Here is a 12,360-nt window from a genome sequence, read left to right as displayed (position 1 = left end):
TCAGTAGCGGTTGATGCGCCGCGGGTCCTTGCGGCCACCGGTGATCGCCTTGTAGCCGGCGGCGCCCAGGAAGGCGATGCCGCCGATGATGGCGATCCACAGGACGGCCTTGAACACGAAGCCGATCACGGCGCCCAGCACCATGAACGCCACCCAGGCGACGATCAGGCCGCCGACGATCTTCCAGAACATGGCTCCTCCGACTCTTCCCCGTGGCCCCACCGGCCCGATGACTCCACACTGCCACCTGCCGCCGGGAAACTCCCCTCGGACGGTCAACGTTCGGGGTTAAATCAGGGTTCCCCCTGGCCGAGCCACGCACCGAGCCGCCGGACGCCTTCGTCGACGTCCTCGGCGCTGCCGGCGAAGGAGAACCGGACGAACTTGCCGCCGTCCACCGGGTCGAAGTCGACGCCGGGGGTGATGGCGAGCCCGGTGTCGGCGAGCAGCCGCTGGCACCAGCTCAGGCTGTCGTTCGTGTACGCGCTGACGTCGGCGTACGCGTAGAAGGCGCCGTCCGCGGGGGCCAGTTTGCCGAGCCCGATGCGCCGCAGGCCGGCGAAGAGACGATCGCGGTTCTCGCGGTACCGCTCGACGTGCGCGTCGGCTTCGGCGTACGACTCGGGCGTGAAGGCGGCGAGGGCCGCGTACTGCGAAACGGCGGGCGGGCAGATGGTGAAGTTGCCGGTCAGGACGTCGATGGCGCGGTGCAGCCGCTGCGGGGCGAGCATCCAGCCGAGCCGCCAGCCGGTCATCGCGAAGTACTTCGAGAAGCTGCCCAGGACGATCGGCTCACGCCCGTACTGCCACGCGCAGTCGAGCTCGGCGCCGTAGGAGATGCCGTGGTAGATCTCGTCGCTGATCAGCTGCACACCGTGCGAAGCGCACCAGCCGGTGATGGCGGCGAGCTCCCCGGGCGGCAGCACGGTCCCGGTCGGGTTGCTCGGGCTGGCGACGATGAGGCCGTCGATCGGGCCGAGCTCGTCGAGGAGGGCGACGGTCGGCTGGAAGTTCGTCTCGGCGGTGGTGGCGAACTCGACGACCTCGCAGCCGAGCACGGCGAGCAGGTTGCGGTAGGCGGGGTAGCCGGGCCGCGCCATGGCGACCTTGGCGCCGGGGTCGAAGGCGCTGAGGAAGGCGAGCAGGAACCCACCGGAGGAGCCGGTGGTCAGGACGACGTCGTGCGCCTGGACGTCGACGTCGTACCGCATCCGGTAGTGCCCGGCCACGGCCTCGCGCAGTTCGGGGATGCCGAGCTGTTCGGTGTACCCGAGGGTGCTCTTCCGCAGCGCCTCCTGGGCGGCCTCGAGCACGGGCCCCGGCGCGGGCGCGGAGGGCTGCCCGGCAGCGAGCGACACGAGATCGCCGTGACTGCGCTGCCGGGCCCCGGCCGCGGAGAGGACGTCCATGACGTGGAAGGGCGGCACACCGGCCCGCAGCGCGGGCCCGGCGAAGGCTCCGAGATCGACCATGCGGCCAGGCTAGTTGCCTTCCGGGTTCAGTACCCGCGGTAGGCACCGCCGTGGGCCATGGCCTTGATGCCGGGCACGTTGTCGAGCCCCCCGTACCGGTCGAAGGAGTACCGCACACCGGCGATGATGTTGTCGACCGGGTTGTAGATGTTGTCGTGCCCGGGAAGCTTGTGCGCGTTGAACGTGGAGTCGATGCACTGCATGAGCCCCTTGGACGGATGCCCCGCGGCGGCGTTCGAATCCCAGTTGTTGATGGCGTTCGGATTTCCGCCGGATTCGTGCTGGATGATCGCCCAGATCTTCGGGATATCCGCATCCGTCACCGGAATTCCGGCCGCCTGCAGCGCCTTCATGGCTTCCTGGATCCACTGCTGGACGTTCCCCGGCGGCGGTGAGGAAGGCGGGCCACCGCTGGGCCCGAGGCCGCCACCACCGCCCCCGCCTCCGCCGCCGCCACCACCGCCGCCTCCGCCGTGGTGGGACGCGCCGTTGCTGTGGATGCCGCCCGTGCTCTGGGGCGGCGCCGCGGAGCTGCTCGGCAGCGGGACCTGGTCGTAGCCGCCCTCGATCTGCTGGGACATCAGCTTCTGCGAGGCCTTGATCGCCGTGTCGGCCTGGGTTTGGAGGCCGGTCACGTCGCCGTCGAAGCCGGCCGTGATGTTGTGGACGTCGGTCTTCGCCGTGGCCAGGATTTCGTCGGCGCTGGGGCTCGGCCCCGGCTTGCCTTCGTCGTGGGCCTTCTGCGCCGCGGCCAGCGCGTTGTTGATCTGGGTTTCGGCCGTCGCGTTGCGCTCGTTGACCGCCTTCTCCGCGGCCAGTTGCTTGTCCTGGACCGTCTTCTTGATCTGCGCCAGGCTCGACTGCAGGTCGTCGAGGTCCTTGGCGACGTCCTCGAGGTGGGTCTGCACCTTGGTGCCGGCGTCGCGGACCTGGCGGACGTACTGGAAGAACTGGTCGGCCGCCGGGCCCACCCACACGCTGTCGTTGAGCGCGTCGGTCGAATTCTTCAGGGACGCATTGTGGTCGCCGGCGTTCTTGCCCGCTTCGCGGAACTGCGTTGCCGCCGCCGAAATCTTTTCCAGGTCGACCTTTTCGACCTGGTCGACCTTCTTCAGGAAGGCGTCCCAATTGTCCGGCGTGCCCGCGCCGCCCGGGTTCAGTCCCACTCTCGTGCCCCCTGCTTACTTGTCGACGTGCAGCTTCAGGTCGCTCGCCCCGACCTGGTCGGTTTCGGCGATCAGGCCGGCGGCCCTGCGCATGGCGTACCCCAGCGCCTCCATGTGCTTGCCCGCGGCGTCGAACTGGCTGTGCACGCCGTCCTTGAACTTGCCGACCGCGCCGTGCGCGTCGCCCGTTTCGTCCATCCCGCCGAAGGGGCTTTCCTTCTCGTGGTCCAGCCCGGTGACCTTGTGCTTGGACTTTTCGAACTCGTCCTTCAGCTTCTCCACCTGGCCGGCCGCGATGGCCATCGAGTCCGGGTCGTAGACAGGCACGGTTCGTCATCCCCTTCGCGAAACTTGTCTCCGCCCGGTCAGACGTCGCCATGACCAGGACGGTTCCCGCGCTTACTTTATGACTTCACCCGGGACGCGGGTACGGATCTCCGGCAACTTCCACCCCAGCGGGGTCAGGCCTCCGCCATCAGCTCGCGGATCCGGGTGGCCAGCAGGGCGTTGTCCGCCGGAGTCACCGTCGCCCACTCGCGGGCGTCGCGGTCACGGCCCACCTGGAACAGGTACCGGCCCGCGTCCGTGTCGAAGAACGCCACCACCCGGGCCGCCCGGTGCACCACACCGTCACGCGACGTCCGTTCCGCGCCGAACTGGCCGCGGGCCTCCTGGCCCAGCAGCATGCCCGACAGCTCCTGCGCCTGGAACAACGGCACGCCGCGGTCCTCCAACGCCGTCACCAGCGCCTTCGCGTCGCCCTTCGCCGCCGCGTCGGCCGACTTCACGACGTCGTACGGGAGGCTGACCGTCTGGCCGATGCCCGGGCCCAGGTCGCCCGCCACCGAGACCGCCGCGTCCGCCAGGCCGTCCTCCGTGGCCGGGATCAGCCAGACCTCGCCGCTGTCCACCACGGCCAGCACCGCCTGGCTGCGCAGGCTGACCGCGCGGCCGCGGATCTCCCGTTCCGCCCACACCCAGACGTCGATCCCGAAGCCCGGGCGCGCCAGCAGGTGCAGCATGTCGGCCAGCTCGCCGGACGGGCGCCCGTTGCGGGCCAGGCGCCGCTCGCTCAGCGACGCCCACGCCGACTCCACCAGCTCACGCCGTTCGCTGCGGGTGGTTCCGGCGCTCGGCACGTCGAGCGCGACGTGCCGCCGGGGCAGTTCGAAGGACTCCCAGAGCACGTCGAACTCGAGGGCCGACAGCACGAGCGACACGGTCAGCGCACATCCCCGCCGTGGTCGCCGATCACGTCGGGCGAAACCATCCGCTGGTCGGCGAACAGGTCCTGGTCGTCGACGCCGAAGCGGCGGACGTGCTCGGCGTCGTCCTCCTGCGGAGCCGCCTCCGACAGGAACTTCGCCTCGCCTGGCCGCTGCTTCGGGCTGATCTGCTCCGACTTCCGCAGCGCGACGGCCTCCTCTTCGGGCAGCTCGCCGACCGGCAACGGCCGCACCGGGCCCTTCGGCCCGCTCTTCTCGCGCCGCAGCCGCTCCTTGTCGCCGCTCAGCGCGCCGCCGGCCGCGCCCGCGCCGATCGCCGCCGCGCCCGCGCCCAGCTCTCCCGGCGTCGCACCGGGCCTGGCCGTGATGCCGCGTTCGGCCGTGTACTGGCCGGGCGGCAGCGGGGCCTGCGGCATCGCGCCGACCGTGCGGCCCTTCGCCAGCAGCCCGTCCGGGCCGCGGCCGGCCGAGGTGTCGAGGCCGGCCGAGCCGCCGGCCGTGCCCCCGCCACCGCCGAGGGACTTGATCGGCGCCGTCGCCGGAGCCGAGCCGGGCGGCACCGCGCCGGGCGGCACCGCGCCGGGCGCGCCCGGCGGGACGAAGCCTTCGCCCTGCCCCGCGGTCAGCGGGCCCGGGGTGAAGCGGCCGGCGGGGTCGCCCGACGAGCCGCGGCCCGGGGCCGGGACCCAGCCGGGGCCGGGCGCCGACGTCGGCGGCTTCACGCCCGCCGGCGTCGTCGACGAGCTCGTCGACGTGTGCTGGCCGGGCGCGGCGCCCGCCGAGCCGGTCTGCCGCGGCTGCTGCTGCACCGGCCGGGACGGCTGCTGCTGCGCCGCGACGCCGTAGGCCGGGGTCGGCGGGTCGGCGTGCACGGTGTGGGACACCGGCTGCACCACCGGCGGGTCGACGTGCACCGAGCGGACCTTGTCGGACGCCGGTTTCACGCCGCCGTCCGGCGTCACCTGGACCGCGGCGCCGGCGACGTCGAGCACCCCCGGCGTGACACCGGGGACGGCCAGCTTCAGCGACTCCGGGTCCGACAGCGACTGCGTCGACAGGAGGTTCGTGCCGCTCTGCTGCGCGTACTCGTTCAGCGCCTGCTGCGCCTGCGCCTTGGCGTCGTTCGCGGCCTCGACCTGCCGGGCGTGGTCGGTTTCGAAGCCGATCAGGCTCAGCAGCACGCCGTCGGTGAGGGTGAAGCCGCCGGCGCCCTTCCGGACCGTCTCGGCGTCCGGCAGCTTGTACTTGGTCCGGTTGAACGCCTCGCCCTGCTCGAACACCATTTCCGCGGCGTGCGCGACCTTCGTGGTGGCGTCCTGGGAGAACCCGGCCTGCTCGGTGAGCACCTGGCTCGCCGCGCCGCCGGCCTGGCTCTGCCATTCGACGCCGAGCTTCAGCAGCTGCGCGCGCAGCGTCTGGTCGGTGTGGGCGAGCGCGGTCGCGACGGCCTTCAGCGCGTCGACGGCGGTGCCGATGCTGCCGGTGCCGTCGCCGTTGACCATCCGCGTGATCTGCGTGGCGATCGCGGTGTTGGTCCAGCCGTCGAACCGGTGGTTCTGGATCCCGGCCGCGAGCTCGGAGAATTCCACGCGCCCTCCCTCAGTTGCGTGCTTTCAGGGTTTGCAGCGCCACGTCGGCGGCGTGCGCCGACATCTCGCACAGCTGCGGCTGGGTGAACCCGCCGCGGGTGATGGGGAACGTCCGGACGGTCAGCGTCTTGCCGGTGGCGACGCCGACGAGGGTGGTGCAGTCGGCCGGGTCGGCGGCCGCGCGGTAGCTGGTCAGCGCCGGGTAGCCGCCGACGGCCTTCGGTTCGGTGGTCATGCTGTTCTTGCGCCGGGCCCCGGTGATCCACTGGCCGAGGTCCGCGGCGACCGCGCCGACCTCGTAGCCGTGGAACGGTTCCGCCTTGTCGGCGTCGAACACGCAGACCGGCCCGTCCGCGCCGTCGGCCTGCCGTGGCACGCTGCTGATCTTCAGCGCGTCGAGCTCGACCTGCGGGAACAGCTCGCACAGGTCGACGCCCTGCAGCGGCAGGTCGGCCGGGCGCTGCGGCAGCTGGGCGGCCTTCGCGCTCTGCGACGCCGCGGTGGCCGCCGTCTCGACCGGGTACGGGGTGCCGTCGGTGCCCGCCGAGCAGCCGGCGAGCGCCGCCGTCGCGAGCACGCCTCCGGTGATCCGCAGCGCGTGGTTACGCACCGTGCCTGCCGCGGTCACCGAACACCGCCGCCTTCTCCTCTTCGCCGACCTTGTAGTCCTTCGCGGCGTCTCGCAGCTGCGAGACCAGGCGCTTGAGGCCCGCGACGTACTCGCGGACCTGGCCGGCGTAGGAGCGGTCGCCGTCGGCGATGAGGGAGTTCCACGCCTCGACCGACTGGGTGCTGATCACGTCCGCCGAAGGGGCGTCGATCCGCAGCTGGTCCAGCCGGGTGACGAGCTGGTCTTCGAGGGCGTTGGCCTGCTCTTCGACGATCCGGGCGACGTCGAGCAGCTTGTCCGGGTGGACCAGGACGTCCGCGGCCGCCGGCGCCACCGGGACGGCCGTGCTGAGGTCGTACGAGGGTCCTGACATGCGCTCCCCTGACGTCATACGGACAGTGACCGGCCGGTTCCCGTCGAGGCTACCAATCCGCGTGTGGCGGCAGCCTGAGTTTGGACGAAGAGCGGGCCCGGCCGGTTCCCCCGATCCGTTGAAATCAGGCGCGCTGCTTCGCCGTCGGAGCGCCGACCTCGCCGTTCGCCGCCTTCAGGGCGATGTCGGTGCGGTGGTGCGAGCCGGCGAGGTGGACCTTTTCGACGGTTTCGTACGCGTGCTTGCGCGCGGACTTCAGGGTCTTACCGGTGCCGACGACCGAAAGCACGCGGCCGCCGGAGGAGACGACGGCGCCGTCGTCACGGCGGCGCGTGCCGGCGTGCAGCACGCCTTCGAGTTCGGCGCCGGTGATGACGTCGCCGGTGCGCGGCTTGCCGGGGTAGCCGTCGGCGGCGATCACGACGGTGACCGCGGCCCCGCCGGACCACTCCAGCGGCGGGTGCTCGGCGAGCTTGCCGGTGGCGGTGGCGTGCATCAGCCCGGCGATCGGGCTGCGCAGCAGCGCCAGCACGACCTGCGTCTCGGGGTCGCCGAAGCGGCAGTTGAACTCGATGACCTGGGGGCCGTCGGAGGTCAGCGCGAGCCCGGCGTAGAGCAGGCCGGAGAACGACGCGCCGCGGTTCACCAGCTCGTCGGCGACCGGCTGGACGACCCGCTCGACCAGCTCGTCGACCAGGTTTTCGGGCGCCCACGGCAGCGGCGCGTACGCACCCATGCCGCCGGTGTTCGGGCCCGCGTCGCCGTCGCCGACGCGCTTGAAGTCCTGCGCGGGCAGCAGCGGCACGACGGTGTTGCCGTCGACGAAGCAGAAGAGCGAGGCCTCCGGACCGTCCAAAAAGGACTCCAGGAGCACCGGGTGCCCGCCGTCGAGCAGCATGATGGCGTGCTTGCGCGCGACGTCGTAGTCGGTGGTGACGACAACGCCCTTGCCGGCGGCGAGCCCGTCGTCCTTGACCACCCAGGTCGGCCCGAAGCGCGCGAGCGCGGCATCGAGGCGAGCGGGGTTGTCGACGACCTCGCACCGGGCGGTCGGCACGTTCGCGGCGGCCATGACGTCCTTCGCGAAGGCTTTCGACCCTTCGATCCGGGCGGCGGCGGCCGACGGGCCGAAGCAGGCGATGCCGGCCTTGCGGACGGCGTCGGCAACCCCGGCGACGAGCGGCACCTCCGGCCCGACGACGACGAGGTCGGCCTGCCAGCTCTTGGCGAGCCCGGCAACGGCCTCGGGATCGGCGGCATCGACACCGAGCTGCTCGGCGACGGCGGCGGTCCCGGCGTTGCCGGGAGCGCAGGCCAGAGCGGTGACGGCGGGATCACCGGAGGCCGCGAGGACGAGGGCGTGCTCACGGGCGCCGGAGCCGATTACCAGTACGCGCACGCCGCACAGCGTATCCGGCCGGGTTCGAGGGGGACATTGCGCCGTCCTCCGGGGGGCGTGTCCACAGGTTCTCGCTGATGTGGACAACCTCGGCCGGTGGGGCCGGGAGCACGGGGTTTTGTCGGGCCTCGGCGATAGGCTGGAAGCGGGGGCAGCCCCCAGGGAGGGCGGGCTGTCGCTGCCGGGCCATCGCTGCCGGGCCATCGCTGCCGGGCCATCGCTGCCGGGCCATCGCTGCCGGGCCATCGCTGCCGGGCCATCGCCACCGCGCCATGGCCGCCGGGCCATCGCCTCCGCGCCTCCGCTGAGGGCCCTCGCCCCGCCCTCCGCGGGGCCTGTCCACAGGTTCGCGCTGATGTGGACAACCGCGGCCGCAGGCTCCGCGATCCGGCGGTTTCGTCGGACCCCGCCGATACGCTGGAAGCGGGGGCAGCCCCCAGGGAGGGCGGGCCGTCGCTGCCGGGCCTCCGCCGCCCAGCCTCCATCGCCATGCCCCGCCACCGGCGCCGCATCCCCGCATCCCCGCGCACCGGCGGGCCCGCGCACCGGCGGACCTACAAACCCGCGCACCCGCACACCCGCGAGCAGCACAATCCACGCAAACCCCCGCACCCCCCACGAACAGGAGTCCACGCGCCGTTTACCGCGTCGACCGCCCAGGTACGTACTTCGGACGCTTGCGACATCGAGGGTGGCGCGGGTACATCCAGGGCACACCCTGTGTGAAAAGAGGTCACCACATGAAGCGCAAACGTGTCGGCGTACTGACACTCGCCGGGTTGGCGTTGCTGAGCGTCACCGGGTTTGCCGTTGGGTCGGCGTCCGCTGCCGAGAGCGGGTCCGGCGATGCGGCCGCGCACGGGCGGGGCCACGATGACCCCGTGATCATCGGACACCGCGGTGCGCCCGGGTACCGGCCGGAGCACACCCTCGCCTCCTACGAGCTCGCCTTCCGGATGGGGGCCGACTGGGTCGACGTCGACCTCGTGCCCACCAAGGACGGCCAGCTCGTTGCCCGGCACGAACCCGAGATCGGCGGCACCACCGACGTCGCGAAGCACCCCGAGTTCGCGGGCCGGAAGAAGACCGTCGTGCTCGATGGCGTCACCACCACCGGGTGGTTCACGCAGGACCTCACCCTCGCCGAGCTGAAGACGCTGCGTGCGGTCGAGCGGATCCCGCAGAACCGGCCGCACAACACGCTGTACAACGGCCGGTACCAGATCGCCTCCTACCAGGAGGTGCTCGACCTGACCCGGCGCCTCGGCCGCGAGCTGCACCGGACGCTGGGCACCTACCCCGAGGTCAAGCACTCGACGTTCTTCCAGTCCATCGGCAACCCGACCGAGCCGAAGCTGGTGTCGATCCTCAAGCGCAACGGCCTCGACCGGCCGGACGCGCCCGCGATCATCCAGTCCTTCGAGGTGTCGAACCTGATCGCGCTGCACAAGCAGCTCCGGACGCCGCTGCTGCAGCTGACGTCGGCCACCGGCGCCCCGGCGGACTTCGTCGCGAACGGCGACAAGCGGACGTACGCGGACCTCGTCACGCCGCAGGGGCTGCGCGAAGTCGCGAAGTACGCGAAGTACCTCGGGCCGGACAAGGCGCAGGTCATCCCGCGGGACAAGAACGACAACCTGGGCACGCCGACCGCGCTCGTCGCGGACGCGCACAAGGCCGGCCTGAAGGTGCAGCCGTACACCTTCCGGAACGAGAACCCGTTCCTGCCCGCGAACCTGCGTTCGTCGGCCGCGCCGGACGCCTACGGTGACGTCTTCACCGAAGAGGCGGCCTTCTTCAAGGCCGGCGTCGACGGCTTCTTCGCCGACCAGCCGGACACCGCGCTGGAGTCGCTGCACGCCTTCCTGGGCCGTTAATCGCTTTTCGCGAAGGGCGCTTCCGTGGACGCTGGGTCCGTGGAAGCGCCCTTTTCCGGTGTTGTGCTGGTCAGCCGCGGTGACGAGACGCTGCTCGCCGAAGCGTCCGGGTACGCGCACGTCGCCCACGGCGTCGAGAACACGATCGACACGCGGTTCGCCATCGCCAGCGGCACCAAGGGGTTCACCGCGCTGGTCGTCGTCGGGCTCGTCGCCGAAGGGCGCCTCGAGCTGTCGATGAGGGCGCGGGACATCCTCGGCGAGGACCTGCCGCTCATCGACGACCGGGTCACCGTCGAACACCTGCTGACGCACACCTCCGGCATCGGCGACTACTGCGACGACGAAAACCCGCCCGAGACGCCGCCCGGCCTCGTCACGTCGGCCGACTACCTCGCCGCCCTCGACGGGTATCCGCAGCAGTTCCCGCCCGGCGAACGGTTCCACTACAACAACGGTGCCTTCGCCGTCCTCGGCCTGATCGCCGAACGGATCGCGGGCATACCTTTCACCGACCTCGTCCACGACCGCGTGTGCACTCCCGCCGGGTTGGCCGACACGGCGTTCCTCCGCTCGGACGCGCTACCGCCCCGGACCGCCACCGGCTACCTGGAAGACGGCCGCACCAACGTGTTCAGCCTCCCGGTCGTCGGCCACGGCGACGGCGGGATCTACAGTTCCGCCCCGGATTTCCGCCGGTTCTGGCCCGCCTTCCTGGCCGGCCGGATCGTGCCGCCGGAGTGGGTCGCGCGGATGCTGCGCCCGCACACCGGCCGTTACGGCCTCGGCTTCTGGCTGCCCCGGCCCGGCGTGGTCCGGCTGGTGGGCGGCGACCACGGCGTCGCGTTCCGGAGCACGCACGAGCCGTCGACCGGGCTCGTCGCGACCCTGATCTCGAACGACCACCGAGGTGGCGGGCCCCGGCTGCGGCGGCTGGACGAGTTCTTGACGAAGGCTTGACACCCTCCGGCACCAGGGCTACCTTCGGCGAATTCAATGGTCTGGCCGCATACCTTTCAAGAGGTGCCCGATGGACGTTTCCGACCAGCAGACCACCCCCGACCACGCCGACGAGGACAGCGCGCGCCTGCACCAGCTGGGGTACGCGCAGGAACTGAAACGCACGATGTCGGCGTTCTCGAACTTCGCCGTCTCCTTCACGATCATCTCGATCCTCTCCGGCTGCCTCACGCTCTACGGCACGGGGATGAAGACCGGTGGACCGGCCGCGATGATCTGGGGCTGGGTGCTGGTCGGCTTCTTCGTGATCCTCGTCGGCCTCGGCATGGCGGAGGTGTGCTCCAGCTACCCGACCGCTGGTGGGCTGTACTACTGGGCGGCCAAACTGGCCCCTCGCAACGGCGCGGCCTGGTCGTGGTTCACCGGCTGGTTCAACCTGATCGGCCAGATCGCCGTCACGGCGGGCATCGACTTCGGCGCCGCCCTGTTCCTCAACGCGTTCCTGGACCTGCAATGGGGCTTGGCCGCCACGCCGGGGCACACGATCCTGCTGCTGGCGATCATCCTCGTGGTGCACGGCCTGCTGAACACCTTCGGCGTCCGCCTGGTCGCGATCCTCAACAACGTCAGCGTGTGGTGGCACCTCGTCGGCGTGCTGGTCATCGTGGGGGTGCTGACCTTCGTTCCCGCCAAGCACCAGGACGCCGGCTTCGTCTTCGGGCAGTTCGTGAACCAGACCGGCTGGACTTCGCCGATCTACGTGTTCGCACTGGGTCTCCTGCTCGCGCAGTACACGCTGACGGGGTACGACGCTTCGGCGCACATGACGGAAGAGACGAAGAACGCCGCCAAGGCCGGACCGCGCGGAATCGTCACCTCGATCCTCGTCTCCTTGGTCGCCGGGTGGATCCTGCTCATCGGCCTGACCTTCGCGATCCAGGACTACGACGGGGCGGTCGGTTCCGCGACCGGCGTGCCGCCCGCCCAGATCTTCATCGACGCCACCGGGGCCACCACCGGCAAGTTCCTGCTGCTGATCTGCATCGGCGCGCAGCTGTTCTGCGGGATGTCGTCCGTCACGGCGAACTCGCGGATGATCTACGCCTTCGCCCGCGACGGCGCAATTCCGGGCTCGGGGATCTGGCACCGGATCAACAAGCGCACCCAGACGCCGACCAACGCCGTGTGGCTCGCCGCGGGTGGCGCCCTGGTGCTGGCCCTGCCGTACCTCTGGAGCACGACGGCGTACTACGCGGTCACTTCCATCGCGGTCGTGGGGCTCTACGTCGCCTACGTAATTCCCGTGTTCCTCCGGGTCCGGCGAGGTGACTCGTTCGAAGCGGGTCCGTGGAACCTCGGCAGGTGGGGGAAGCCGATCGGCATCGTCGCGTCCGTCTGGGTCGCGTTCATCTTCGTGCTGTTCATGCTGCCGCCGGCGTCTCCGGTGACGGTGGATTCCTTCAACTACACGCCGATCGCGTTCCTGGTGGTGCTCGGCGGCGCGGCGCTCTGGTGGGTGGTGTCGGCCCGGAAGTGGTTCAAGGGCCCCAAGGTCCAGGGTTCCGCGGCGGAACTGGCGGCGGTGGAACAGGAACTGAAGGAACTGGGCTGAGCCGTCGTGAGTGGTAAGGCGGGGGTGGTTGAGAGGTTAAAACAAAGACAGAAGGAGGAGGAGCGGGGGTGGCGAG

Annotated in this window: 12 protein-coding genes; 3 read left to right on the top strand and 9 right to left on the bottom strand. The window is 71.1% G+C overall.

Annotated elements, in window-relative coordinates; genetic code table 11:
* The 9 genes from ABZW17_RS23245 to purD all read right to left on the bottom strand — a co-directional run bounded on the left by ABZW17_RS23245 (position 1) and on the right by purD (position 7,835).
* A complete protein-coding gene (locus ABZW17_RS23245) occupies positions 1–192 on the bottom strand; it encodes a hypothetical protein (RefSeq protein ID WP_086675979.1) in 192 nt (63 codons plus the stop codon).
* A 101-nt stretch (positions 193–293) separates the two neighbouring features.
* A complete protein-coding gene (locus ABZW17_RS23240) occupies positions 294–1,472 on the bottom strand; it encodes a pyridoxal phosphate-dependent aminotransferase (RefSeq protein ID WP_354817710.1) in 1,179 nt (392 codons plus the stop codon).
* A 26-nt stretch (positions 1,473–1,498) separates the two neighbouring features.
* A complete protein-coding gene (locus ABZW17_RS23235) occupies positions 1,499–2,638 on the bottom strand; it encodes a transglycosylase SLT domain-containing protein (protein WP_354817707.1) in 1,140 nt (379 codons plus the stop codon).
* A 15-nt stretch (positions 2,639–2,653) separates the two neighbouring features.
* Complete coding sequence (locus ABZW17_RS23230) at positions 2,654–2,965, bottom strand: hypothetical protein (RefSeq protein WP_354817704.1); 312 nt, start codon at positions 2,963–2,965, stop codon at positions 2,654–2,656.
* A 134-nt stretch (positions 2,966–3,099) separates the two neighbouring features.
* The gene (locus tag ABZW17_RS23225) at positions 3,100–3,858 is read right to left on the bottom strand and encodes an ESX secretion-associated protein EspG (RefSeq protein ID WP_354817701.1); all 759 of its coding nucleotides are present in this window, start codon (positions 3,856–3,858) and stop codon (positions 3,100–3,102) included.
* A gap of 2 nt (positions 3,859–3,860) precedes the next feature.
* Entirely contained in the window at positions 3,861–5,453 is a 1,593-nt protein-coding gene (locus tag ABZW17_RS23220) for a hypothetical protein (protein WP_354817698.1), read from the bottom strand.
* Between the two features lie 10 nt (positions 5,454–5,463).
* On the bottom strand, positions 5,464–6,030 hold the full coding sequence (locus ABZW17_RS23215) for a DUF3558 domain-containing protein (RefSeq protein WP_354818106.1): 567 nt from the start codon (positions 6,028–6,030) through the stop codon (positions 5,464–5,466).
* Positions 6,031–6,055: 25 nt separating this feature from the next.
* Positions 6,056–6,436: a hypothetical protein gene (locus ABZW17_RS23210; protein WP_354817695.1), complete on the bottom strand. Its 381-nt coding sequence runs from the start codon at positions 6,434–6,436 to the stop codon at positions 6,056–6,058.
* A 124-nt stretch (positions 6,437–6,560) separates the two neighbouring features.
* Complete coding sequence (purD, locus tag ABZW17_RS23205) at positions 6,561–7,835, bottom strand: phosphoribosylamine--glycine ligase (RefSeq protein WP_354817692.1); 1,275 nt, start codon at positions 7,833–7,835, stop codon at positions 6,561–6,563.
* 740 nt (positions 7,836–8,575) lie between these two features.
* Here purD and ABZW17_RS23200 point away from each other — a divergent pair.
* The 3 genes from ABZW17_RS23200 to ABZW17_RS23190 all read left to right on the top strand — a co-directional run bounded on the left by ABZW17_RS23200 (position 8,576) and on the right by ABZW17_RS23190 (position 12,284).
* Positions 8,576–9,712 carry a glycerophosphodiester phosphodiesterase gene (locus tag ABZW17_RS23200; RefSeq protein WP_354817689.1) on the top strand — a complete coding sequence of 379 codons (1,137 nt, stop codon included), beginning with the start codon at positions 8,576–8,578 and terminating at the stop codon, positions 9,710–9,712.
* Between the two features lie 39 nt (positions 9,713–9,751).
* Complete coding sequence (locus tag ABZW17_RS23195) at positions 9,752–10,672, top strand: serine hydrolase domain-containing protein (RefSeq protein WP_354817686.1); 921 nt, start codon at positions 9,752–9,754, stop codon at positions 10,670–10,672.
* A 70-nt stretch (positions 10,673–10,742) separates the two neighbouring features.
* Positions 10,743–12,284 carry an amino acid permease gene (locus tag ABZW17_RS23190; RefSeq protein ID WP_354817683.1) on the top strand — a complete coding sequence of 514 codons (1,542 nt, stop codon included), beginning with the start codon at positions 10,743–10,745 and terminating at the stop codon, positions 12,282–12,284.
* Positions 12,285–12,360: the final 76 nt, after the last annotated feature.

Source organism: Amycolatopsis sp. NPDC004625, assembly GCF_040609695.1.
Taxonomy (GTDB): domain Bacteria; phylum Actinomycetota; class Actinomycetes; order Mycobacteriales; family Pseudonocardiaceae; genus Amycolatopsis.
The sequence above is the reverse complement of the archived record's forward strand: the minus strand, read 5'-3'. Positions and strand labels throughout refer to the sequence as shown.